Raw genomic sequence first — 26,802 nt, 5'->3', positions numbered from 1 at the left:
TTTTGGGAGAAGTAAATGTTTGTGCCATTAGAGACAAAAACGGTCTATAGCTTTATGGAGAGTCTCATAGATATAGATACCTATATTTCTCGAGGAAAAGAACTTGGTTACTCGAGTTTAGGAATTATGGATAGGGATAATTTATATGCTGCCTATCATTTTATTCAAAAATCCAAAACAGCAGGTATCCAGCCAATTGTTGGACTTTCAACAAACTTGCTTTACCAAGATAGTCAGATAGAATGCCGCTTGGTTGCTCTAAATTCGGAAGGATATAGAAACTTGATGAAATTATCAACTGAGGTGATGACAGGCAATCGACGATTTGAGGATTTATTATCCTATTTTGACAGTATACTACCTATTATTCCTTATTATGAGGGTATCGATTCTTTAGATATTCCAGTACCATTCACAATAGGCGTTGGTTTAGATACTCCCGTTCAATCCTTTAATAGACCAATTCTTCCTCTTCACCAAGTTACTGCTTTTGATTCAGCAGATAAAGAAACCCTTCAAATGCTTGAAGCCATTAAAGAAAATATGCCTTTGAAAGAAGTCGCTATAAGGCCCCAGCTTTCTATTTTATCTGATGCAAAGCAAATGGAGGAAGCATTTGAAAGCCGTTTTCCTGGGATAATAGCGCAATTAACAGAAATTATCAAAGGTATTTCCTACACATTTGATACTGATTTAAAGTTACCACGTTTTAACCGTGACAAAGACGCCCATGTCGAGTTGAGAGAGCGTACGTTTGCAGGCTTGCAAGAAAAGGGGCTAACGTCACCAATCTATCACGAGAGACTAGAAAAAGAATTAACCATCATTCATGAGATGGGGTTTGACGATTACTTTTTGATTGTTTGGGATTTATTAGCCTTTGGACGTCAGCAAGGTTATTATATGGGGATGGGACGAGGTTCAGCAGCAGGAAGTTTGGTTGCTTATGCTCTTTCGATCACTGGCATTGATCCTGTAAAGAATGACTTACTGTTTGAACGGTTTTTAAATGCTGAACGGTATAGCATGCCAGATATTGATATCGATTTACCGGATATTTACCGCAGTGAGTTCTTACATTATGTTCGTGATCGTTATGGATCTAAACATGCTGCTCAAATTGTAACTTTTTCGACCTTTGGCGCCAAACAAGCTATTAGGGATGTTTTCAAACGTTTTGGAGCTGCAGAATATGAGCTTACCAATATAACGAAGAAAATTTCATTTCGCGATAATTTGACCAGTGTTTACGAAAGGAACATGTCTTTTAGACAGATTATTAATAGCAAAGCTGAGTATCAAAGAGCCTTTGAGATTGCTAAAAGAATCGAGGGCAAACCGCGTCAGACTTCAATTCATGCTGCTGGTGTGGTGATGAGTGATGATTTATTAACAGATCATATCCCATTAAAATCTGGTGAAGAGATGCTGATCACTCAATATGATGCCGATGCTGTAGAAGCTAACGGTTTGCTAAAAATGGATTTTCTGGGCTTACGAAATTTGACCTTTGTTCAGAAAATGAAAGAGAAGGTAGCTTCTGAATTAGGAGAACAAATTGTTATTGAAGATATTGATTTAGAAGATCAGGAGACCTTGAAACTATTTGCCGCTGGAAGAACTAAAGGTATTTTTCAATTTGAGCAAGCCGGTGCTATCAATCTTTTAAAACGCATTAAACCAGCTCGATTTGAAGAGATTGTTGCAACAACAAGTCTAAATCGACCAGGATCAAGTGATTATATTGATAATTTCATTTCACGAAAATATGGCAAGGAAACCATTGATTTAATTGATCCTGTAGTAGCAGCGATTTTAGAGCCAACTTTTGGCATCATGCTCTATCAAGAGCAGGTCATGCAAATTGCCCAGGTCTTTTCAGGGTTTACGCTTGGTAAAGCGGACATGCTGCGTCGAGCCATGTCTAAGAAAAATGCTGCTGAAATGCAGAAGATGGAAGTCGACTTTTTAGCAGGAGCCAAAGAATTGGGCAGAAATCCAAAAACGGCCAGACGCTTATTTGAAATGATGGCTAAGTTTGCAGGTTACGGATTTAACAGAAGTCATGCCTTTGCATACTCGGCTTTAGCTTTTCAACTGGCTTACTTTAAAGCTCATTATCCTTCCATTTTTTATGATATTATGCTCAATTATTCGAGTAGTGATTATTTAGATGATGCTTTGACTTCAGGTTTCACCCTATCAAAGTTATCAATCAATCATATCCCTTATAAGGATAACATTTCAAACGGTCAAATTTACTTAGGGTTAAAAAATATCAAAGGGTTACCAAGAGAATTAGCTTATTGGATTATCCAAAATAGGCCTTTTCATGGCGTTGAAGATTTCTTAACACGCTTACCAGAAAATTTTCAAAAGTCAGAAATGGTGCTTCCCCTCATACAAGTTGGTTTATTTGATCAATTTGAGAAAAACCGTCATAAAATTGAAGCAAACTTGGACAATCTAATTCTCTTTGTTCAAGAACTCGGAAGTCTTTTTGCGGAATCATCCTATAATTGGATAGAAGAAGCTGACTATTCCAATGCTGAAAAGTATCGTCAGGAAGTTGCCATTTTAGGAATTGGTCTGAGTCCACACCCCTTGAAAGAATTGATGACCAACAATGTTCGTTCCATAGATAGAATAGCGCATTTGACAGCTAATCGAACCGTTACTATCTTGGGTCAAATTGTATCTATAAAAATCATTAGAACCAAATCAAGTGGTCAGCAAATGGCATTTTTGAGAGTAACAGATACTGATCGACAAATGGATGTCACCGTATTTCCAGAAACTTACCATCATTTGTCAAGTCAGTTAAAAGAAGAAGGGATTTACTATTTCACTGGTCGTACACAAGAGCGTGATGGACGCACACAACTGATTTTAAATCAGCTTGAAATAGCAAGGACGGAAAAATATTGGATTCAAGTTCGAAACCATGATCACGATTTGATTATTGCGAGAATTTTGAAAGAGCATTCGGGTAATATTCCAGTAGTGATTCACTATCAAGAAAGCCATGAAACCATTCAAAGTAAGACATATTTTGTTGAAAAATCACAAATTTTAGATGAAGATTTAAAACCATACGTCATGAAAACGGTTTTTCGCTAAATTATGGTAGAAATCCTCCCGTTTCAAGGGTGAATATGCTATAATGGAGAAGTTAAAAATGTAAAGGAGTAACGTACAAAATGAAACGTATTGCTGTTTTAACTAGTGGTGGTGACGCTCCTGGTATGAATGCTGCTGTTCGTGCAGTAGCTCGTAAGGCAATCACAGAAGGAATGGAAGTTTTCGGTATTAACCGTGGTTATGCTGGAATGGTCGATGGAGACATTTTCCAACTTGAAGCTGGAACAGTTGCTAATATTCTTTCTAATGGTGGGACTTTCCTTCAATCAGCTCGCTATCCTGAATTTGCGAGTCTTGAAGGTCAATTAAAAGGTATTGAACAATTAAAAAAACACGGTATTGAAGGTGTCGTTGTTATTGGTGGTGATGGGTCATACCATGGAGCTATGCGCTTGACAGAGCATGGCTTCCCAGCAGTTGGTGTTCCAGGAACAATCGATAATGATATCGTTGGTACAGATTACACAATCGGGTTTGATACTGCTGTAAGTACAGCCACTGAGGCGCTTGACCGCATTCGTGATACATCTGCATCACATGACCGTACTTTCGTTGTTGAAGTAATGGGTCGTAATGCTGGGGACATTGCCCTTTGGTCTGGTATCGCTTCAGGTGCTGATCAAATTATTATTCCTGAAGAAGATTATGATATTGATGATGTTGTCGCTAAAATCAAGCAAGGGTATAGCCGCAACAAAAAACATCACATCATTGTTCTTGCTGAAGGCGTGATGAGTGGTGAAGCATTTGCTGCTAAATTGAAAGAAGCAGGAGATGATTCTGACCTTCGTGTCACCAACCTAGGACACTTGCTCCGTGGGGGTGCACCAACTGCTCGTGATCGTGTTCTCGCTTCATGGATGGGTGCTCGTGCCGTAGCACTTTTAAAAGAAGGTCGTGGCGGAGTTGCCGTAGGTGTCCACAAAGAAGAGTTGGTTGAAAGTCCAATTCTTGGAACGGCTGAAGAAGGTGCTTTATTTACACTTGAAGGTGACAAAATTGTGGTTAACAACCCACATAAAGCACGCTTAGATTTTGCTAAATTGAACAAAGATTTAGCAAACTAAAAAGTTGTTAGTTAAGTTTAGTTAGTCGTCGATAATCGACAAAAAATAAAGGGAGTTTTTATATATCATGATGAATAAACGTGTAAAAATCGTTGCAACACTTGGTCCAGCGGTTGAAATCCGTGGCGGTAAACGTTTCGGAGACGATGGATACTGGGGTGAGCAACTAGATGTTGAAACGTCTGCAGCTAAAATTGCTGAGTTGATCGAAGCAGGAGCAAATGTTTTCCGTTTCAACTTCTCACATGGTGATCATGAAGAGCAAGGTGCTCGTATGGCTACTGTACGTCGTGCTGAAGAATTAGCACGCCAAAAAGTTGGTTTCCTTCTTGATACAAAAGGTCCAGAAATGCGTACAGAACTATTTGAAGGTGATGACAAAGAATTTGCGTACACAACAGGTGAAAAAATTCGTGTTGCCACTGCTCAAGGTCAAAAATCAACACGTGATGTTATTGCATTGAACGTAGCAGGTGCCCTCGACATTTACGATGAAGTTTCAGTTGGTAATACGATTCTTATCGACGATGGAAAACTTGGTTTACGTGTTCTTGAAAAAGATATTGCAAAACGTGAATTTATTGTTGAAGTTGAAAACGACGGTATTATTGCTAAGCAAAAAGGTGTTAACATCCCTAACACTAAAATTCCTTTCCCTGCTCTTGCAGAACGCGATAATGCAGATATTCGTTTTGGTCTTGAACAAGGTCTTAACTTTATTGCTATCTCATTTGTTCGTACAGCTAAAGACGTTGAAGAAGTTCGTGCTATCTGTAAAGAAACTGGCAATGATCATGTTCAATTGTTTGCCAAAATTGAAAACCAACAAGGTATTGACAATATTGATGAGATCATCGAAGCAGCTGATGGTATCATGATTGCTCGTGGTGATATGGGTATCGAAGTTCCATTTGAAATGGTTCCTGTATTCCAAAAAATGATTATCACTAAAGTTAATGCAGCAGGTAAAGCAGTTATCACAGCAACAAATATGCTTGAAACAATGACTGACAAACCACGTGCAACTCGTTCAGAAGTATCTGATGTCTTCAACGCTGTTATCGATGGTACCGATGCAACAATGCTTTCAGGTGAGTCAGCAAACGGTAAATATCCAGTTGAAGCTGTTAAAACAATGGCTACCATTGATAAAAATGCACAAGGTCTTCTTAACGAATATGGCCGTTTAGATTCGTCATCATTCCCACGTACTAATAAAACGGATGCTGTGGCTTCAGCGGTTAAGGATGCTTCACATTCAATGGACATCAAGCTTGTTGTTACAATCACAGAATCAGGTAATACTGCACGTGCAATTTCTAAATTCCGTCCGGATGCAGACATCTTGGCAGTTACTTTCGATGAAAAAGTACAACGTTCATTGATGATGTATTGGGGTGTTATCCCAGTTGTAACTTCAAAACCAGGTTCAACTGATGATATGTTTGAATTAGCTGAAAAAGTTGCTCTTGAAACAGGTCTTGTTCAATCAGGAGATAACATTGTCATCGTTGCTGGTGTGCCAGTTGGTTCAGGTGGAACTAACACAATGCGTATCCGCACTGTTCAATAAGAAATTATCTTTTGATTTAAGTAGAGTAGTCTTAATGACATTGGTCTTAAGGTTACTCTACTTTTTTTATGTTTTGAAAAATGGTATAATAGTTTTCAAAGCAAGGAGAAGTTAGTATGGTAAAACGTGATTTAATTCGAAATATTATTTTAGTAATTATTTTAGCACTAGTCCTTTTTTTTATTGGTAGATTTTACATTTCTACCATCAAGGTGAGTGAAAAAAATGAAAATAATTTCTTAAAAGCTAATGATGTTTTAGTATATAATAAACAAGAAAAACCTAAACCAGATGACTTTGTTGTTTATGTGATTGATGGTAAAAAGCATATTAGTCGTGTCATTGCTGAAGGTGGTGATACTGTGACATCTATGGACGATGTGCTTTATATTAATGGTCTTGTTAAACCAGAACCCTATATTGAAAATCTAAAAGCTGCTTATTTAACTCAAACTAACCATCAAGTGAATTTTACAAAGGATTTTAACTTACAAACTATTACTAAATCATCCAAAGATAAGATTAGTAAAGGCCATTTTCTTGTCTTAAATGATAACCGTCGGGATGAGCAAGATAGCCGTCAATTTGGATTGATTGATCAAGCTCAAATTAAGGGAGTATTGACATTTAAGTTGTACCCATTTGATGCGTTTGGTTTTTTGGAAAATCAATAGGCTTTGAAAAAATCATAGATTGTCTATGGTTTTTTTGTTTTAATAAATATGACTATACCAATTTTTGTGTTGACATAATCAAAATATCATTATATACTAGCAATGTCTTATTTTTAAGGTATAAATGACTATACCAATTTAGAATAAAAAAAGGAGGAGTGGTTATCTATTTGAGATAACTACGAAGAAATTTATGTGTGGAATTGTTGGTGTTGTAGGAAATCGTAATGCAACAGATATCTTGATGCAAGGTCTTGAAAAGTTAGAGTACCGTGGCTATGATTCAGCAGGTATTTATGTTGCCAATGGTGAGCATTCGAGTCTTGTAAAATCAGTGGGTCGTATTGCAGATTTACGTGCTAAAATTGGTATTGATGTTGCTGGAAATACTGGTATTGGTCATACACGTTGGGCTACTCATGGTCAAGCAACTGAAGATAATGCCCACCCACATACATCAGCAAATGGACGTTTTGTTCTCGTCCATAATGGTGTTATTGAAAACTACCTTCAAATTAAAGAAGAGTACCTTTCTGGTCATGACTTAAAAGGTCAAACAGATACGGAGATTGCGGTACACTTGATTGGCCGACTTGTCGAAGACGGTTTGTCTGTTTTAGAAGCCTTTAAGAAGGCTCTATCAATCATTGAAGGTTCTTATGCTTTTGCATTGGTTGATTCTGAAGATACAGATACTATCTATGTCGCAAAAAACAAGTCACCTCTTTTGATTGGTTTGGGTGATGGTTACAATATGGTCTGTTCAGATGCAATGGCTATGATTCGTGAAACATCTGAATTTATGGAAATCCATGATAAAGAATTGGTTATTTTGACTAAAGATTCAGCGTCAATTACTGACTACGATGGAAATGACATTGAGCGCGATTCTTACACAGCTGAATTAGACCTTTCAGACATTGGTAAAGGGACTTACCCATTTTACATGCTCAAAGAGATCGATGAACAACCAACTGTTATGCGTAAATTGATTTCAACATATGCTGACAGTGAAGGAAATATGAACATCGATCCAGCTATCGTTAAATCTGTTCAAGAAGCTGATCGTATCTACATTCTTGCTGCTGGAACATCATATAATGCTGGTTTTGCTTCAAAAGCAATGCTTGAAAAATTAACTGATACACCAGTTGAACTAGGCGTTGCCTCTGAGTGGGGCTATAACATGCCACTTCTTAGCAAAAAACCAATGTTCATCTTGCTCAGTCAATCAGGGGAAACAGCAGACAGTCGTCAAGTGCTTGTAAAAGCCAATGAAATGGGAATACCAAGTTTGACAGTAACCAATGTTCCAGGTTCTACGCTTTCTCGTGAAGCAACCTACACAATGCTTCTTCACGCTGGCCCTGAAATTGCCGTTGCATCAACAAAAGCCTACACAGCTCAAGTAGCGGCACTTGCTTTCTTGGCAAAAGCGGTCGGTGAAGCTAATGGTAAGGCAGAAGCACTTGACTTTGACTTAGTACATGAGTTATCATTAGTCGCACAATCTATCGAAGCAACGCTTTCTGAGAAAGATATGATTGCTAATAAAGTCGAGGCATTATTGGCTATAACACGTAATGCCTTCTATATTGGCCGTGGTAATGACTACTATGTTGCTATGGAAGCATCTCTTAAATTGAAAGAAATTTCATATATCCAATGTGAAGGATTCGCAGCAGGTGAGTTGAAACACGGTACGATTTCATTGATTGAAGATGGTACTCCAGTTATTGGCTTAATTTCTTCAAGTGAACTGGTAGCTGCCCATACACGTGGCAATATCCAAGAAGTAGCTGCTCGTGGTGCTAATGTCTTGACAGTTGTAGAAGAGGGATTAGAACGCGATGGAGATGATATTGTTGTCAATAAAGTTCATCCATTCTTAGCAACCATTGGTATGGTAATTCCAACTCAGTTGATCGCTTACTACGCATCCCTTCAACGTGGTCTTGATGTTGACAAACCACGTAACCTTGCTAAAGCTGTTACTGTTGAATAAGTGTTTAATATAAAAGGAAGATGCCAGGCAAAGATCTGGCATCTTTTTTGGCACAAAAATTGTGTCAAAGTTTGAGTGTCATAGAAAGCGCTTTAATGATATCATGAAGATGTAAAAAAAATAGGAGGCGTTCTCATGGAACAACAATCATCATTAAAAGTGAAAATCCAAAAACTTGGAACAACACTTTCTAATATGGTCATGCCCAATATCGGGGCATTTATTGCGTGGGGAGTAATCACAGCACTTTTTATTGAGGCAGGTTATTTACCAAACGAAAAATTAGCCACTATCGTAGGTCCAATGTTGACTTACTTGCTTCCAATTCTTATTGGTTATACTGGCGGTTACAACGTCTACGCCCAACGTGGAGGTGTTGTTGGTGCCATTGCTACGTTTGGTGCTATCGCTGGCTCCACAGTGCCAATGTTTATTGGGGCTATGATTATGGGACCACTTGGTGGTTGGCTAATCAAAAAGTTCGATGAAAAATTTCAATCTAAAATCCCAACTGGATTTGAAATGTTGGTTAACAACTTTTCAGCCGGCTTAATTGGCTTTGGTCTTGTCCTTATTGCCTTCTTTGCTATTGGTCCAGTTGTTGCTACATTGACGGGTTGGGTTGGTGATGGCGTTCAAGCGATTGTTGATGCTAAACTCTTACCGATTGCCAACTTGATTATTGAACCTGCTAAAGTTCTCTTCTTAAATAATGCTCTTAATCATGGCATCTTTACTCCACTAGGTACTGAACAGGCAGCAGAGACTGGTAAATCAATTCTTTATCTTCTTGAAGCTAACCCTGGACCTGGTCTTGGTATTCTCCTTGCTTATGGTATCTTTGGTAAAGGTTCAGCAAAAGCTTCTTCATGGGGAGCAACTATTATCCACTTCCTTGGTGGTATTCACGAAATCTACTTCCCATATGTCATGATGAAACCTGCAATGTTCTTAGCTGCAATCGCAGGTGGTGTGACTGGTACCTTTACTTTTCAACTTCTTGGAGCAGGTCTAACGTCACCGTCATCACCAGGTTCAATCATCGCTATTATGGCTATGGCACCTAAAGGATTTGGACCACACTTAGTTGTTCTTGCAGGTGTGCTTGCAGCGACAGTAGCATCATTTCTTGTGGCATCTATTATCCTTAAAACAGATAAATCAACTGGTGACGATTTGGCGCAAGCGCAAGCAGCAACAGCGGCTGCGAAAGCTCAAGCCAAAGGTCAATCAAAAGCAACAGAATCAGCACCAATCACAGAAGACATTTCTGCAACCTCTATTGATCAAATTATCTTCGCTTGCGATGCTGGCATGGGAAGCTCAGCTATGGGAGCATCTATTCTGCGTGATAAGGTGAAAAAAGCTGGTCTGAATATCCCTGTTACTAATAAAGCCATTTCAAACCTTACAGATGTTGATCGCACCTTGATTGTGACTCAAGAAGAGTTAGCAGCACGCGCTTATCAACGGACACCACGTGCCGCACACGTTTCAGTGGATAATTTCTTAGCCACACCAAAATATGATGAAATTGTGTCTCTATTAGTCGAAGAAGAAACGGCGATTGTTCCAGCACAAGAGAAACAAGCAGTTATAACAGATGAGAAGGTTGATTTGAACCAAATTGATGAAGTAGTATTTGCTTATGGAAAGGCTGAAGGTTCAGCAACAATGGGTCAAGCGACTCTTGAAGCCATCTTTAAGCATCAAAATATTGGTATTCCAGTATCAAAAGCAGCCTTTGTCGAACTTGACCGTTTTAATGCTAAAAATATTCTTGTCGTTACCACAATTGCTAATCAAACCGATGTCCAATCAGCTGCACCAAATGCTCAGCTTCTTGTCGTTGATAGTCTTGTAACCACACCAGAATATGACAAAATGGTCGCTAGAATGAATAAATAATTAAATGTGAATTCCACCATGTTACTGTCTAATAGTGACATTGAAAGCAAGAATAGAAAAGTAGTATAATAAGTTTATGCTATTGACAAAACGAGAAGAACAATTGCTGAAAGCTTTCCTGAAATATGGGAAGCTTTCCGTCAATCAACTAACAGAAATTTTACAAGTATCAAAACGGACCACTTATCGGACAATTGCTGATCTTACCGAGAGCCTACATACTAATCAAATCGGGGTATTAAGAGAGTCGGGGAAATATTACTTATCTGGTGAGTTAGATCAACTAAAACATTACCAGTACCAAAAGAGTTATTCCCAGAGAGAAAGACTTTCTCAAATTTCCCTATCTTTATTAATGGAAAGCAAGCCTTTAACTAATGAATGGTTACAAGAAGTCTTTTTGGTGAGTAATGTGACCATCATCCAAGATATTGCCAGCATAGAGGAACGTTTCAAGGCTTTTGATCTTCGCCTGCATCGCCAGGGAGGGTATTCACTTGAAGGAGATCAAGGATTAAAAAGATGGTTAGCAGCGGTTATTTTGACACAAAGTCTGGCTGTTTCTGACTTTAGTAAATTAGATCAAGTAAAACTGTCGTGGTTTAATGTGAAGCAGTTTAAGATTGCAAAAAAACTTTTTGAACAAATTAGTGAGCAACTTCCTGAATGCGACACTATTATGGGGCACTTTCTGATTGTTTTATTGAGTTTGGCTAATGCTAATCAACTGGACTTACAAAGTCGACCTGTCAGTCGAGAAGCTCTTGATTTGACCCAGTCACTTTTTAATGATTATGCCAAACAAACAGGTCAGTTCTTTAACTTGCAAGAAATTTTATATTTCGCTCAACGCTTGGATGAATTTGTCATTAAACGACAGCCGATGCCACTTTTTCAAGAGCAGATGGATAGTGAGTTTTACTACAATATCTCGAATTTGATTGATAAAGTATCTCTTTACACAAAAATTAACTTTGCGAAAGATCAGATCTTGTTTAAGTTTCTTTTTAATCATATTCGGTTAAGTTTAGCTGTTCCAGAAATGTTTGGTGAGTCTAGTCAGAATACTATTGCGCATAGTGCTTTGAAGCACAGTTCCTATCTGCATCGAGTTGTCAGTCTATTGGTTAAAGATATTTTTCCACCATACTTACAGACAGAAAATGAATACGAACTAATTACCTTACATTTTGCTTCTAGTTTAAGAAGAAGTCCTGATATCTATCCTATTCGTCTCTTGTTATTGACAGATGAAAGACCCTTGGCTAGAGAGCTCTTAGTGACTCGGATTAAACATTTGGCACCTTTTATTGAACGGCTAAGTGTTGCCTCACCGAGTCAGATTGAGATGACAGCTATTCAGCAGTACGATGCTGTTTTAACAACACAACCAACTACGGAAGATTTCTATTTTATTCCTATTTATCCTGATGGGAAAGAACTTCTGGCTCTTCAGGATTTCTTGCAGGGGGTGCAAGAGAATCGCGAGGTAGTTGTTCGTGATGACTTGCCAATTGAGGCTAGCTTTGATGTTCAAGATTATCTGGTAGTCAGTCAGTCATTATTACAACATTTTAATGTTTATCAAGTAGCTAACGTTGGATCTTTTGAAGAGGCAGTGGCGACTGTTGTTAGCGTTTTACCAGGGATTGCTGACTATGATTACTTATCAGCAAAGTTAATCCAGCGTTTTGAGCAAAGTCCTATGGCTATTCCAGAAACGGGGTTAATGCTACTTCATACACAGTCAAGTAGTGTCAAACAATCAGGCTTTTATGTTTGTGAATTGGAACAACCTGTAACAGCTATTTCGATGAATGGAGAGCCCGAAGTGATTACAAGAGTATTAGTCATGCTGACGGGCATTTCCGAAAGTGACACTGTTAGAGAATTGATGACAGCAATTGGTCAATCAATCATTGAAAACCATCTCTATACAGAGATTTATAAAACTGGTAATAAGGCTATTATTTATCAATTACTCAATCAAATTTTCACAGAAAATATTAAGAAAATGGAGAATTAACATGCAATTTGAAAAAGAACTCATTAAGTTAAATCAAGCCTTTGATAATAAGGAAGAGGCCATTCGCTATTGTGGTAATCTTCTCAAAGATGGAGGTTATGTTAATCCATCATATGTAGACGCTATGGTTACGCGTAATGAAGAGTTATCCGTTTATATGGGCAACTTTATTGCCATCCCACACGGCACAGATAATGCCAAAAAAGAAGTTTTGAAATCTGGTATTACTGTTGTTCAAGTCCCTAAAGGTGTTAACTTTGGAACAGATGAAGCCCCTCAAACAGCGACAGTCTTGTTTGGTATCGCAGGTATTGGCGATGAACACTTAGATATGATTCAAAAAATTTCTATCTTTTGTGCAGATGTTGATAATGTGGTTAAATTAGCAGATGCTCAAACAGAAGAAGAAGTTATTCGTTTGTTGAATAGTGTTGCCTAAAAGGAGGATAGGATGAAAAAAGCAGTACATTTTGGCGCCGGAAATATCGGTCGCGGTTTTATCGGGGAGATTTTATTTGCCAATGACTTCTCAATTGACTTTGTAGATGTAAACGAAAGGATTATCGACGCCCTGAATGATCGTCATAGTTATGATATTGAAATTGCTGAAGACGGTAAACGTCATATTACAGTTTCAAGTGTTTCAGGTATTAATAACGCTAAAAATCCAGCTGATGTGGTTGCAGCTGTGGCGGAAGCTGATTTGATTACAACAGCCATTGGTCCAAATATTTTGCCATTTATCGCTGAATTGATTGCGGATGGATTGAAAGTTCGTAAAGAAGCTGGTAACACGCATCCCCTTGACGTCTTAGCCTGTGAGAACATGATTGGTGGGTCACAATTCCTATATGAAGAAGTGAAAAAATACCTTTCAGATGAAGAGTTAGCTTATATTGAAGAGTACGTTGGATTCCCAAATGCGGCTGTCGATCGCATTGTACCAGCTCAAAGCCATGAAGATCCCCTCTTTGTTGTCGTAGAACCATTTAACGAATGGGTAGTGGAAACAAGCCGTATGAAAAACACCGACTTAAAATTGGAAGGTGTGCATTATGAAGAAGACTTGGAACCATTTATTGAACGTAAATTGTTCTCTGTTAACTCAGGTCATGCCACATCAGCTTATACAGGGGCATATTACGGTGCTAAAACGATTCTTGAAGCCCTCCAGAATGCTGATGTTAAAGCACAACTGGAAGCTGTCCTTGGTGAAATTCGTTCGTTGCTGATTGCTAAGTGGGGCTTTGATGAAGAGGATTTGAAGGCCTATCATGAGGTGATTATCAGCCGTTTTGAAAATCCATATATCGTTGATGATGTTGTCCGTGTGGCTCGCACACCAATCCGCAAACTCGGTTTTGATGAACGTTTTATTCGTCCAATTCGTGAGTTACGCGATCGTGGGTTATCGTACGACAATCTTCTTAAAACGGTTGCGTTTGTCTTTAACTACAAAGATGAAAATGATGAGCAAAGTGTCCAACTCCAGCAGTTGTTATCTGAAAAATCACTTCGTGACGTTATCGGTGAAGTTACTGGTCTTGAAGATCAGACACTCGTGAACGAAATCCTTGCGAGTGTAGAAGGATTGAAACATCAATAATCGTAACCTAAAGATGGAATTTCTCCATCTTTTTTATTTAGTATAGGCTTGCCAAATCAAGTATTCTAAAGTAAAATAAAGAAAATTATTATTATTTAGGAGATATGATGTCATTACCAAATTGTCCAAAATGTAACTCAGAGTATGTTTATGAGGATGGAACGCTATTAGTTTGTCCTGAATGTGCTTATGAATGGTCACCAAGCGAAGTGGCTGAGGAAGAAGAGGGATTGATCGTTAAAGATAGCAATGGTACACGTCTAGCAGACGGTGATACGGTTACTGTGATTAAAGATCTTAAAGTAAAAGGTGCGCCAAAAGATATTAAACAAGGCACACGTGTCAAGAACATTCGATTAGTTGAAGGTGATCATAACATTGACTGTAAAATTGATGGTTTTGGAGCTATGAAACTTAAATCAGAATTTGTTAAAAAACTGTAATCAGGATATTTAGAAAAATATGGCGAAGGGCTTTAGACAAACCACTGACAACAGTTTATCTGCAAGTATTTAGCATTTTTAAATCACCAAATCTTTCTAGCAACGGAGTGTTATACAGAGCTGTGAATAATCTGAACAGTTTTGTATCGCTTCTTTTTGCATTTTTAATGGTTTTTGGTAAATTTTAAGCTATATTTCTTCACGACAAACGCATGAAGGATTTTTAGCAAGAAAATAAAGTTTTCTGTATTTCAATGTTCAGAATTTACAAAAATAGTAGCCATGTTTAAGCGTTTTTCCTATAGTGAAAACGTTTAGATAAAATATTTTTATCTGTACTATAATTCGGAAATAACTGTTTCATGCGTTTGTCGTGATATTTCTTAATGTTTTCTTCTAAAATAGCTAAAATTTTGATATAATATACGGAAATAATTTTTTTGGAGTCACATATGACCTATATATCAGAGGTATTACCTAGCTTGCTACAAGGCGCCATGGTTACCTTGCAAGTATTTTTTATTGTTATTATGTTATCAATCCCGATTGGAGCTCTACTTGCTTTCTTGATGCAAGTTAAGTTGAAGCCATTAGAGTGGCTCATCACCCTCTATATTTGGATTATGCGCGGAACCCCCCTTTTGTTGCAGCTGATTTTCTTCTACTACGTGTTACCGAGTGTTGGTGTAACTATGGACCGTATGCCAGCAGCCATTCTTGCTTTCACTCTTAATTATGCTGCTTATTTTGCGGAAATCTTCCGCGGAGGAATTGAAGCCATTCCAAAAGGACAATACGAAGCTGCAAAGGTCTTAAAATTTAGCCAATTCCAAACGGTTCGCTACATTATCTTACCTCAAGTGTTTAAAGTTGTTTTACCAAGTGTCTTTAACGAAGTTATTAATCTTGTCAAGGATTCTTCTTTGGTATATGTCCTAGGCGTAGGTGATTTGTTGCTTGCAAGTAAAACAGCTGCTAACCGCGATGCGACTTTGGCACCTATGTTTATCGCAGGAGCTATCTACCTTATTCTAATTGGTTTAGTTACAATCATCTCTAAGCAAGTTGAAAAGAAATTCAATTATTATCAGTAACATAAGAGTGTTTCTAAATAAGAAAAACCATTTTGAAATGCCAGTGTTGCTATAAGTATTAGATGCTCACACTTGATAAGTGATAACGTTATCCGTGCTTTTAAGCAAGTGCCAACGTTTCATTGCCTATCGACCCACGGTCGTATTAGAAAGGAAGCCTTATGTTAGAATTAAAAAATATTTCTAAAGCTTATGGCTCAAAAGTTATTTTTGAAAATTTTAATCTGACCATTTTCCAAGGTCGTATTTTAGCTTTGGTAGGTCCGTCAGGCGGAGGAAAAACGACACTCCTACGTATGCTTGCCGGTTTGGAAAAGGTTGATTCAGGTCAGATTGTTTACAATGGTCAAGAAGTTGCTATTGATCATCTTGAAGAGCAAAACTTACTTGGATTTGTATTTCAAGATTTTCAACTTTTCCCACACATGACTGTTTTGGAAAACTTAATATTATCACCTATGAAAACCATGGGTACCCCACGAGAAGTCGCTAAAGATAAAGCGATTGACTTGTTAAATCGTTTAGGTCTGGGGGAACATGTTGAGGTGTATCCCCACTCCCTATCAGGCGGTCAAAAACAAAGGGTCGCCCTTGCACGTGCGATGATGATAGATCCCCAGATTATTGGTTATGACGAGCCAACATCTGCTTTGGATCCTGAACTTCGAAAAGAAGTGGAGAACTTGATTTTACAGAACCGCGAGACGGGAATCACCCAAATTGTGGTGACACACGATATGGCCTTTGCTGAAAGTATTGCAGATGATATTTTAAAGGTCAATCCCAAATAACAAAGGGGAAGACATATGACAAAGAAGTTTTTTACAGTTTTAACACTTGCTATTGCTAGTTTTATTTTAGTTGCCTGTGGTTCAAATAAGGCTAAAGAAACGACCACAAAGGATAATTGGAAAACCTATCAAAGTCAAAAAAGCATTACCATCGGTTTTGATAATACATTTGTACCAATGGGGTATGAAGATAAATCAGGTAAAAATGTCGGTTTTGATATTGATCTTGCCAACGCTGTTTTTAAAGAGTATGGTATCAAGGTGAAATGGCAAGCTATTAACTGGGACTTGAAAGAAACAGAACTCGAAAATGGCAATATTGATATGATTTGGAACGGTTATTCTATTACCAAGGAGCGTAAAGAAAAAGTTGCTTTCACTAATCCTTACATGAAAAATGAACAGGTACTGGTGTCTAAAAAATCTAACCATATCACGGATTTTAAAGCTATGAAGGATAAGGTTCTAGGTGCACAATCTGGTTCATCTGGTTATGAAGCCTTCACTGCTAATCCTAAAGTTCTTAAAGATTTTGTCAAAGATGGTGATGCCACTCAATATGAAACATTCACACAAGCTTTGATTGATTTGAAGAATGACCGTATTGATGGTCTTCTCATTGACCGTGTCTATGCCAACTATTACCTTAAAGAAGAAGGTGATATTGACCAGTATAATATTGTAACTGGAGACTTCACTGGTGAAGACTTTGCAGTGGGGGCACGTAAAGCAGATAAAACCTTAGTTAAGAAAGTTAATGGGGCCTTCAAAAAATTGTATAAAGATGGTAAATTCCAAGACATTTCAACCAAATGGTTTGGTGAAGACGTTGCAACCAACGTTATCAAATAGAAAAATAAAGAAACGAGGCAGAACTTTGAACTGTCTCGTTTCTTTATGAGGATTGCTTAGGCCGTCTCTCTCCGAAGATTCGAAGTAGACACCCAAAAAGGTGTGAGTGTGCGCTAGTGGTTTACCCAAAACGCATTTCCAGAAATAGTGAATATGAAACCACAAAGATATTACAGTCCGTTGAAAAGCAATAAGTGTGTTAGAGCATCTCGTCAATATATCGTTTATCAAAGGTGTCAAAAATGGTCATCGTCATCAAATAAATGATTGGAAATAGAGGCACCTGAAGTGGTATCTGACCATCCAACTAAGGCTTGACCGGATTCCTCAAGATAGGTTGCTAGAAGAGGGTGGAGGTCAATGACTTGAGAGAAAGTTCCACGAAAATGCCCTTCTTGGTCATACAAACCTCGATAATCTTGAATTAGAATTTGGTCAAAAGAACTCGACGGTATCATAACAGTAACCTGATGATTGGCATTATCTTTTAGTTGATCTTGAATCCAACTTTCCAAAGGTTCAGTTCCTTGACTGAAAGAAAAAAAGTTACCATCAAATCCCTTATTATCATAAATTGGTTGACCATTTTCATCAAAATAAACCAACTTTAGAGGGTAGTTATCTGGATAAGCTATCAATTTTTGATAAAACTGTGTCAACTGTTGGCTTAATTGTAAAATAAAGGAAGGATCAACAGCGTAATGTTTCGGAATCTCAAGTGAACTTTCAAAAGTTGCTGAGTGAAGAAGCAACTGAGTGTTATTGTCAAAGGCGATATAGTTGATTTGTTTCGGATTAATGAAGTTCTTGGACAGAGTGAGTTCAAAGAGATGGTGAAAAGAGTCTTGTAACCAATCAAGAAAGATTTTATCAGTTTGTTGCGACCAGTAAGCCGTTATTTTTACAGGATATAACATGGGTCTATTTTACTATTTACAAGAAAAGTCTGCAATTGCTAAGATTAAGAAACTATAACTTCAAGAATATAGTTCGTAAAAAGCGAACTATATTTGATAAAATAACGTAAAAATTGTAAAAAACTTATATCTTTAGTAGTATATAAAAAGGAAAGGCAAGAAACTGCCTAGCGATGCTACGAATGTGTAGTTATAGGAAGGTCATTATAGTTTTTAAGCGTTGTAGGTTTGAGAAAATGTACGGTTTTTTGACGAAGAATGACTAAAAAAGTAAACACTTTGCTTCATTTCTTATGTTATGACCTGGCCTGCAATAGAAATGAGGAGTTTATGTTTAGCGATTTACCAGTTTTTGACTATGAAGATATTCAATTAGTGCCTAATAAATGTATCATCAATAGCCGCTCTGAAGCTGATACAACTGTCAAATTGGGTAACTATACTTTCAAAATGCCTGTCGTTCCTGCTAACATGCAGACGATAATTGATGAAGAAGTGGCTGAGCAATTAGCAAAAGGTGGTTATTTCTATATCATGCATCGTTTTGATGAAGAGGCTCGTAAACCATTTATCAAACGCATGCATGATCAGGGTTTGATTGCGTCGATTTCAGTTGGCGTCAAAGAATACGAATACGATTTTATAACATCGTTGAAAGATGATGTGCCAGAATTTATCACTATTGATATTGCCCATGGGCATGCCGATAGTGTTATCAAGATGATCAAACACATTAAAGCGGAACTTCCTGAAACATTTGTTATCGCAGGTAATGTGGGAACACCTGAGGGCGTTCGTGAATTGGAAAATGCTGGTGCAGATGCTACTAAAGTTGGTATTGGTCCTGGTAAAGTATGCATTACTAAAGTTAAAACTGGCTTTGGTACAGGTGGTTGGCAATTAGCGGCACTTCGTTGGTGTTCAAAAGCGGCCCGTAAGCCAATTATTGCAGACGGTGGTGTAAGAACTCACGGTGATATTGCCAAATCAATTCGTTTTGGAGCTAGCATGGTGATGATTGGTTCGCTCTTTGCCGGACACATTGAAAGTCCAGGAAAAACCGTCGAAGTTGATGGTGAAACCTTTAAAGAATACTACGGTTCAGCATCTGAATACCAAAAGGGTGAGCACAAAAATGTCGAAGGTAAGAAAATTCTTCTTCCAACTAAAGGACATCTTCAAGACACTTTGACTGAAATGCAACAAGATTTACAATCATCAATTTCATATGCAGGTGGTAAAGATGTCGAAAGTTTGAAATTTGTAGATTATGTCATCGTTAAAAATTCAATCTGGAATGGTGACTCTATCTAAGATTATTGATAAAAGAGCGTTTTAGGATGCTCTTTTTTCTAGGCAAATTCCTTAAAGAATGGTGGAAGGTGCTTTAACCGCTGAAATACGCTCATTGACGAACAGATAACTTTGATTATTTCTATCTCAAGCAAAGTTTTAAACAAAGATAATAAATAATAAAGTCTTAATCGTTGATGAAGTCCTTGCCAATGGACAAGCTGTTAGAGGATAATTGAAATGATTGACTACACTGTCGTACAGATTGAAGGTCTCGGCATTGTTATTGAGAAATCTTTTCAAGATGATTGATTGCTGATTGAAGGTGTGGAGTTAAGGCTACATCGTTAATGCGTATCACAAGATTTAAAGCTGAAAAAACTGCATTTGCTAATCCGTTAAAATAGTTAGATTTTTATTTGGTCATTTTCTTTTTAGTGGTATTTACGTTATAATGGTAGGGATTGAATTGTCATTGTAAAGGATTATTATGAGTATTTTAGAAGTTAAAAATCTTAGTCACGGTTTTGGCGACCGTGCTATCTTTGAAAATGTATCGTTTCGTCTTTTAAAAGGGGAACATATTGGTCTGGTTGGAGCTAATGGCGAGGGTAAATCAACCTTCATGAGTATTGTAACAGGACATTTGCAACCCGATGAAGGTAAGATTGAGTGGTCTAAGTATGTCACGGCTGGTTATTTAGATCAACATACTGTTCTTGAGGCAGGGCAAACTGTTCGTGATGTCTTACGTACGGCTTTTGATGACCTTTTTAAAACGGAAGTTCGTATCAACGATATTTATATGTCCATGGCTGATGATGGTGCCGATGTAGATGCCCTTATGGAAGAAGTTGGTGAACTACAAGATCGTTTGGAATCACGTGATTTTTATACCTTAGATGCTAAAATTGATGAAGTAGCGCGTGCTTTAGGTGTTATGGATTTTGGTATGGATACTGATGTGACGGAACTTTCAGGGGGGCAACGCACCAAAATTCTCTTGGCAAAATTATTGCTTGAGAAACCAGATATTCTTCTACTTGATGAGCCAACCAACTATTTGGATGCAGAGCACATTGACTGGCTTAAACGTTATTTACAGAATTATGAAAATGCCTTTGTTCTTATCTCTCATGATATTCCATTCCTAAACGATGTGATTAATATCGTATATCATGTTGAAAATCAAGATTTGGTTCGTTATTCTGGTGACTATGAGCAATTTCAAGCCGTTTATGCCATGAAAAAGGCCCAAAAAGAAGCCGCTTACGAACGTCAACAAAAGGAAATTGCTGATTTACAGGATTTCGTTCAACGTAATAAGGCGCGTGTTGCGACGCGTAACATGGCGATGTCTCGTCAGAAGAAGCTGGATAAGATGGATCTGATTGAGCTTGACAAGGAAAAACCAAAACCAGAATTTCATTTTAAGGAATCTCGCACACCCAGCCGTTTTATTTTCCAAACTAAGGATTTGGTTATCGGTTATGATCGTCCCTTGACTAGAAAACCTTTAAATTTGACCTTTGAACGAAATCAAAAGGTTGCTATTACAGGTGCTAATGGTATTGGTAAAACCACCCTGCTGAAAAGTCTTTTGGGGGAAATTAAGCCCCTTGAAGGTGTCGTAGAAACGGGTGATTTTCTAGAGATTGGCTATTTTGAACAAGAGGTTGCTGGTGGTAATCGTCAAACACCACTTGAAGCCGTTTGGGATGCCTTTCCGGCCCTTAATCAAGCAGAAGTTCGCGCAGCTTTGGCAAAATGCGGTTTGACTTCAAAACATATCGAAAGTCAAATTCAAGTTCTCTCAGGTGGAGAGCAGGCAAAAGTTCGTTTCTGTCTACTGATGAATCGTGAAAATAATGTCCTGATTTTGGATGAGCCAACTAACCATCTGGATGCCGACGCAAAAGCAGAGCTTAGCCGCGCATTACAAGCCTATAAAGGTTCAATCCTTATGGTTTGCCATGAACCAGATTTTTACCAAGGTTGGACAGAAGTTTGGGATTTTAACGAAATGATTTAATACACAACAGGTCATCTTCTTAAGGAGATGGCTTTTCTTAATTTAAATGAATCAAAAACAGGACAACTATGATAATCATATAATATTGGAACGGTATGTTCACTCGAGAATTGTAAAATACTTCTCTCTTGAAGTGTTTTTTGTCTTATTCCTATTTCATTCAACTGTGTTATGTAGGAGAGGATAATTTTCGTTTAAGATTTGGGAAGCAAAATCTCATTACAATATAAATATTTCATTTACGTTACAAAGATTACATTTATGTTTGACAAATGACATTTTGAAGTCTATAATGAAGATAAAAAGGTTAGAAATGAGGGTGAGGTTATGAAACAATGTTTTGTTACAAATGGAAAACAACGGTTTTCTATTCGAAAGTATTCCTTTGGTGTAACGTCAATCCTTCTTGGGATGAGTTTTGTTTGTGCCAGTCAAGTTTCAGCTGATGAAGGGCTTAAGCCGAATTCTGATGCTATTGATAACTATCATCATATAAGAGATAGTAGTGTCATGACACCATCTCCTGAATTTATTTCTTCTAGTGTTATGAGTCAATCTCTTGAGACGTCACAAATGATGACTGGTTCAGAGACAGTTCCATCACTTTCTGCTAAAGGTATTTCTGAGACGTCAATGGAAGCTACAAGTGAGGAGCCTAGTTTAGCGACAGCACATTCAGAAGCCTTTTCAAACAATACAGATGAAAATACTGAAGTGGCTCCAAGGATGGTATCAAATTCAGCTAGTCTGATCGCTTCAAAAATGCTGACAAAAGAGATTGAAACACCCGACCTTCCCAAGCAAGGGACTTATATCTATCCCGAACGGACTGATATTCGTAATGAAGCTAAACTGTCTGCACCTGTCCAATTTTATGTCAATGCTGGCGATAAAGTCTTCTATGATAATCTAGTAACCAAAGATGGTCATCGCTGGTTAACTTACCTCTCTTATAGTGGGGTTAGACGTTATGCGTCTCTTGGAAAAGTGAGAGATATTCTTCCTAACTCTAATGCCAACGGAGAACAAGATTCCCAAAAAGTTCTTGAAACACTTGCTACAAGAGGGACTTATCGTTTTACAGAAGAAGTTGCGGTGAAAAATGCTCCTAAAGCTGCTGCAAAGACGGAATTCACCTTTAACAAGGGAGAATCAATCAACTATGATAAAACGTTAATTGCAGATAACTTCCAATGGCTTTCTTATGTCAGTTACAGTGGCATTCGCCGCTATGTTGCTCTTTCGAGTGTTAAGGATAGCCCAGTTGAACCCTCAGTAGATAATTCCCAAAATACTACAACTAAGCAAGAAATGTCTAAAGAAAAAGATGCAGCTATTTCCCAAAATGGAACATATGCCTTTACGCGAGATAGTGCTATCAAGAATAAACCTGAAGTAGCTGCTCGGACTGAGTTTGTCTACCGCAAAGGCGACAAGGTTAATTATGACCGAATTCTTGAAAATGATGGTCATCACTGGTTGTCTTACATTAGTTATAGTGGAGTGCGCCGCTATGTTGATCTAGGTCGCGTAAAACAAGTAACTCACGAAGAAACAAAACCGGCTCAAGAAGTAAAACCGACAAGTAGTGTTAAACTATATGGTCGACTAGCTATAAAAGATATTTCCAATGAAGGCTTCACAATAACCGTTTCAGAAGTTTCCTCACCAACTGCTATTAAAGCGATTAAAGTACCTGTCTGGTCGGAACAAAATGGTCAAGATGACTTAGTATGGTATACTGCCCAAAAACAAGCTGATGATACTTATCAAGTCAAAGTAGCTAGCAAGACTCACAAAGGAAGCACAGGTGATTACCATGTGCATCTCTATTATGCCTATGGACAAGGGCAATTAAAGGGCATTCTATCTACCAAAGTTACCCTACCAACAAAACCAATTATGGCTCCAGTAGTCGCAAGTCCCTCAAAGCCCAAAGTGAGTTTTAATGGTTCGTATTATAGTGTGGCTGGTAAATATGAAGAAGTTTTAGTGGTTAATAAAAAATACCCACTATCTGCCCAATATAATCCAGGAGAAAATTCATCCGCTAAAGCAGCTTTTGTTAAACTTCGTAATGATATGATTGCCAAAGGATACAATGTTGGGTATAGTTACAGTGGTTTTAGAAGCTATGATACTCAGGCTGGATTGTATCAATCTTATGTTAACCGTGATGGACAAGCTGCGGCAGATCGCTATTCAGCAAGGCCTGGTTATAGTGAACATCAGACAGGATTGGCATTTGATTTGACTGATAAAAGTGGTCGTCTTCTAGAAGATAAGGCTGCAAGCGTATGGCTTCAAAATCATGCGCATGAATACGGTTTTGTTGTACGTTATCAACCGGGGAGAGAAGCTATTACAGGTTTTATGCAAGAAGCTTGGCATCTTCGCTATGTTGGCAAAGAAGCAAGAGAAATTCATGAGTCAGGATTGTCACTTGAAGAGTATTATGGTTTCCAAGGTGGTAATTATGGCAGTGTCACAACAAAGACTGGTACTAATAAACCAACCTTACCAGCACAAGGAACCTATACCTTTAGTAAACGTGCTTCTATTAAGGCAGAGCCTAAGTTGTCAAGCTCAGAATTAGCCTATTATGAAGCAGGATCATCCGTTAACTACGATAAGGTTGTGAAGGTAGCAGGTCATCAATGGCTATCTTACATGAGTTTTAGTGGTGCAAGGCGTTATGTCGCTATTGATTAGGATGAATAGGGTTATCATGTAGCTATTTTAACTAACGCTTCATTAACAAGTAGTTGATGGAGCGTTTTTGAATGTTTTTTATTAATTTCCTGCTATAAATCAATTTCTCATGAGTTCGATAAATAGAAATTTTGACGAATTTGTGACAAAAAGATACCGTTTAGGACGATTCGATGACTGTTTAGGAAATGATGATTATTTAACGATTTTGTGTGTTATACTGTCATCAAGTTAAAACCATTTCATAAGTGCATTAGTTTTAATCATTTATGACGGTATTGACTATATTTAGAAAAAGGAGTTTTAAAATGTCTCGATTTAAACGTATTACTAAATTTGTTGGTTTGATTCTCTTGGTGGTAGGGATTAATCTGGCGCCTATGATTTTGATTGGAAATCAAGATAAGACGCCAATAGTGTTACAGTGGGTCTTTGGTGTTCTTTATTTATTACTTGCTTTTTTAATTATTCGTAAGGTTTGGAAAACGTATCTTAAAAAGGAGGATTATAAAATTACTGGTAGACCATTCGACTGGAAAGACTTTGGTGTTGCAGGATTATTTTTCTTAGCTGCGCGTTTGGTCGCGATTTTAGGAACACTGTTATTACAAAAAATGACAGGAAATCCTATGTCAGCTAACGATGCTGCTTTACAGGCTAGTTCCAGCGATTTGAAGAATATGTTTCCTTTGTATTTTGTGGCTTTTCATGTCATGATTGGCTTTTTTGCACCAGTCTTAGAAGAAGTGACTTTTAGAGGGTTTTTTAACCGTTATTTCTTTAAAAAGGATAATAAATGGGCCAAGTGTCTTGTGAGCTCCTTGATTTTTGCTTTATTGCATGCTGTTATGCCAATAGAAATAATCATGTATTTTGCATTAGGTAGTGTTTTCTTCTTTGCTTTTAAACGCGAAGAAAATATTCGTGATTCGATTCTTGTTCATATGATGAATAATGGGTTACTGGTTATTGTTTCAGTTTTTAACTATATTCTCTTGTTAATGGGGGTGATTTGAGAAAGGGTTAGGAGTTCAGAATGTTAAAGGGAAACGAGGACTAGCTGATTTTGGACTTACTATTGTGATAACCACGATTTTGGTTTATCTTTTTAAGATGTCGCTAGCAAATGTTAGTCTTTTGAGTACTTTTATGGTGTTTGTTTATCTAATCGTCTTTTTATATGGCTCGGGATATGCTTGTCTTGTCCTGAGCCTGAAAGAATCTTTTTCTCGTTATAAGAAAGTAATGGTTGTTAAGAGGTATGTGTTTTAGCTGAGATTGGTCGCTTTTAGTCCATTTTGTTCTACTTATGAAATGTTGACCGAGTTATTGATATGGCTGATTTAAACAAGATTCGGATTTGTTGACTATTTAAGGAAAAACAAGGTTCCCCTTTTTGGTCATTATAGTTATACCAGGTTTGGATTATCTGTTTATGAAATGTGTTTTCTGTTTTTAATGATAGTTATCAAAAGTGATTAGGTATCTGTGGTGACTAGCGTATCATCAGAAGTCCATGATATGATAGCTTATCCTTAATTGTTTTGAGTTAATTGAAGCTAGCGTTAGTCAGTTATAATCGATTGAATAAATTTTCAAAATAGGTCTTTCTGATGAAGGACCTATTTGATATAAGGAATTGATTCTTATTGATTACACTAGCGACTTATTCTCTTTTCATGGTATAATCGTAATGATAAATTAAGCGTTAGAAAGGTGTATCGTGGCTAAATTGACTCCAAGCTGTCAAGGAGATTATCACTGGCTCGAAAGCCAAGCATCACCAGGAAGATGCGTGTCAACTGTTAGAAGTGTATCACAAAATTAGTCAAGAAGAAGCAGTGGTTTGGTATCCAGGGATTGTTGTTTTCGGAACATATCATTATCGTTATGCAACGGAACACGAGAGTGACGCTCCCATGTTAGCTTTTGCTCCTAGATAGGCTAAATAAGTCTCTATATAGACCAAAATTTGCCGAATCGTGAAGCGTTAGGAAAAAACAAAGCGATGGTAGGCTGCGTTTATGATAATAAAATCGCTGACATCCATATGGATATCTTAGAAAACATCTTAACTTTATCATTGGAATACTTAAAAGAAAGAACTGAAATAGGAAAGGAATACAAAATGGCTACTATTCAATGGTTGAATGGGTGCCACGTGGAATTGCAAAATCAAAAATAGGAAATATAGCCCAAATGCCTTGACTTATCAGGGCTTTTACTATTTTATTCTTTGGTAAGTAATTTTAGTGTTAAGCAATAATACTCAAAAATAATCAATTTTTGGTGCCTAGTTTGGTGCCTAGAGTTACGAGAACATTTTAATAGGTGTTCTCGCTTTTTTATTTTCAGGAGGTAATGATGCAAAAGGAAGAGCAGTCATCACGACAAATTGTGATGTGTCATCTCATGGCTATCATGGGAATTAATATTGAAATAGCAACTCAGTTAATTACTGAGATGGAACAGTCTGGCTTAATCCAGTTTGATGACATAGGAAATGTTGCTCTATTAGTGTTGGAGGGACAATCATGAAACGTATTACCGCAAATCACTATCAGACGTCAGAACGTTACTATAAACTTCCAAAACTTTTGTTTGAGAGCGATCGCTACAAGGATATGAAGTTAGAAGTTAAGGTTGCTTATGCTGTTCTAAAAGACCG

Annotated in this window: 20 protein-coding genes; 19 read left to right on the top strand and 1 reads right to left on the bottom strand. The window is 37.6% G+C overall.

Going from position 1 to position 26,802, the window contains the following annotated elements; all coding sequences use genetic code 11:
• The first annotated feature begins 15 nt into the window (after nt 1–15).
• From ABP870_RS01285 to ABP870_RS01225, 13 genes are all read left to right on the top strand, one after another.
• Nucleotides 16–3,120, top strand: a complete 3,105-nt coding sequence (locus ABP870_RS01285; RefSeq protein ID WP_350013701.1) for a DNA polymerase III subunit alpha — start codon at nt 16–18, stop codon at nt 3,118–3,120.
• Nucleotides 3,121–3,200: 80 nt separating this feature from the next.
• Nucleotides 3,201–4,208 carry a 6-phosphofructokinase gene (gene pfkA, locus ABP870_RS01280; protein ID WP_350013700.1) on the top strand — a complete coding sequence of 336 codons (1,008 nt, stop codon included), beginning with the start codon at nt 3,201–3,203 and terminating at the stop codon, nt 4,206–4,208.
• Between the two features lie 70 nt (nt 4,209–4,278).
• Nucleotides 4,279–5,781 (top strand): pyruvate kinase, encoded by a 1,503-nt coding sequence (gene pyk / locus ABP870_RS01275; RefSeq protein ID WP_350013837.1) that lies wholly within the window; start codon nt 4,279–4,281, stop codon nt 5,779–5,781.
• Between the two features lie 116 nt (nt 5,782–5,897).
• On the top strand, nt 5,898–6,455 hold the full coding sequence (lepB, locus tag ABP870_RS01270) for a signal peptidase I (protein WP_350013699.1): 558 nt from the start codon (nt 5,898–5,900) through the stop codon (nt 6,453–6,455).
• 193 nt (nt 6,456–6,648) lie between these two features.
• Entirely contained in the window at nt 6,649–8,460 is a 1,812-nt protein-coding gene (gene glmS / locus ABP870_RS01265; protein ID WP_350013698.1) for a glutamine--fructose-6-phosphate transaminase (isomerizing), read from the top strand.
• A gap of 135 nt (nt 8,461–8,595) precedes the next feature.
• Nucleotides 8,596–10,368 carry a PTS mannitol-specific transporter subunit IIBC gene (locus tag ABP870_RS01260; protein ID WP_350013697.1) on the top strand — a complete coding sequence of 591 codons (1,773 nt, stop codon included), beginning with the start codon at nt 8,596–8,598 and terminating at the stop codon, nt 10,366–10,368.
• A gap of 76 nt (nt 10,369–10,444) precedes the next feature.
• Entirely contained in the window at nt 10,445–12,394 is a 1,950-nt protein-coding gene (locus tag ABP870_RS01255) for a BglG family transcription antiterminator (protein ID WP_350013696.1), read from the top strand.
• A gap of 1 nt (nt 12,395) precedes the next feature.
• Entirely contained in the window at nt 12,396–12,833 is a 438-nt protein-coding gene (locus ABP870_RS01250) for a PTS sugar transporter subunit IIA (RefSeq protein WP_350013695.1), read from the top strand.
• A 12-nt stretch (nt 12,834–12,845) separates the two neighbouring features.
• Nucleotides 12,846–14,000, top strand: coding sequence for a mannitol-1-phosphate 5-dehydrogenase (locus ABP870_RS01245; RefSeq protein ID WP_350013694.1), 1,155 nt, complete (start codon nt 12,846–12,848; stop codon nt 13,998–14,000).
• A gap of 107 nt (nt 14,001–14,107) precedes the next feature.
• Entirely contained in the window at nt 14,108–14,443 is a 336-nt protein-coding gene (locus tag ABP870_RS01240; protein WP_350013693.1) for a zinc ribbon domain-containing protein YjdM, read from the top strand.
• A 452-nt stretch (nt 14,444–14,895) separates the two neighbouring features.
• A complete protein-coding gene (locus tag ABP870_RS01235) occupies nt 14,896–15,537 on the top strand; it encodes an amino acid ABC transporter permease (protein ID WP_350013692.1) in 642 nt (213 codons plus the stop codon).
• A 161-nt stretch (nt 15,538–15,698) separates the two neighbouring features.
• Nucleotides 15,699–16,328, top strand: a complete 630-nt coding sequence (locus ABP870_RS01230) for an amino acid ABC transporter ATP-binding protein (RefSeq protein ID WP_350013691.1) — start codon at nt 15,699–15,701, stop codon at nt 16,326–16,328.
• A gap of 15 nt (nt 16,329–16,343) precedes the next feature.
• Nucleotides 16,344–17,180, top strand: a complete 837-nt coding sequence (locus ABP870_RS01225; protein WP_350013690.1) for an amino acid ABC transporter substrate-binding protein — start codon at nt 16,344–16,346, stop codon at nt 17,178–17,180.
• 236 nt (nt 17,181–17,416) lie between these two features.
• Here the strand turns inward: ABP870_RS01225 and ABP870_RS01220 are convergent, their stop codons facing one another.
• Nucleotides 17,417–18,097 (bottom strand): hypothetical protein, encoded by a 681-nt coding sequence (locus tag ABP870_RS01220; RefSeq protein ID WP_350013689.1) that lies wholly within the window; start codon nt 18,095–18,097, stop codon nt 17,417–17,419.
• A 330-nt stretch (nt 18,098–18,427) separates the two neighbouring features.
• Between ABP870_RS01220 and guaC the strand changes: the two genes are divergently transcribed.
• From guaC to ABP870_RS01190, 6 genes are all read left to right on the top strand, one after another.
• Nucleotides 18,428–19,411, top strand: a complete 984-nt coding sequence (gene guaC, locus ABP870_RS01215; RefSeq protein ID WP_350013688.1) for a GMP reductase — start codon at nt 18,428–18,430, stop codon at nt 19,409–19,411.
• Nucleotides 19,412–19,880: 469 nt separating this feature from the next.
• A complete protein-coding gene (locus ABP870_RS01210; protein ID WP_350013687.1) occupies nt 19,881–21,422 on the top strand; it encodes an ABC-F family ATP-binding cassette domain-containing protein in 1,542 nt (513 codons plus the stop codon).
• A 327-nt stretch (nt 21,423–21,749) separates the two neighbouring features.
• Nucleotides 21,750–24,134, top strand: coding sequence for an LD-carboxypeptidase LdcB/DacB (gene ldcB, locus ABP870_RS10680; RefSeq protein WP_350013686.1), 2,385 nt, complete (start codon nt 21,750–21,752; stop codon nt 24,132–24,134).
• Nucleotides 24,135–24,442: 308 nt separating this feature from the next.
• On the top strand, nt 24,443–25,150 hold the full coding sequence (locus ABP870_RS01200; protein WP_350013685.1) for a CPBP family intramembrane glutamic endopeptidase: 708 nt from the start codon (nt 24,443–24,445) through the stop codon (nt 25,148–25,150).
• Nucleotides 25,151–26,495: 1,345 nt separating this feature from the next.
• Entirely contained in the window at nt 26,496–26,672 is a 177-nt protein-coding gene (locus tag ABP870_RS01195; RefSeq protein WP_350013848.1) for a hypothetical protein, read from the top strand.
• Nucleotides 26,669–26,802: replication initiator protein A (locus tag ABP870_RS01190; protein WP_350013836.1), on the top strand; the 134-nt coding region annotated here is incomplete at its 3' end. The genes ABP870_RS01195 and ABP870_RS01190, both read left to right, overlap by 4 nt.

This window comes from Streptococcus jiangjianxini (assembly GCF_040225085.1).
GTDB lineage: Bacteria > Bacillota > Bacilli > Lactobacillales > Streptococcaceae > Streptococcus > Streptococcus jiangjianxini.
Note: the sequence above shows the minus strand (reverse complement) of the source record. Positions and strands in the feature narration are given on the sequence as shown.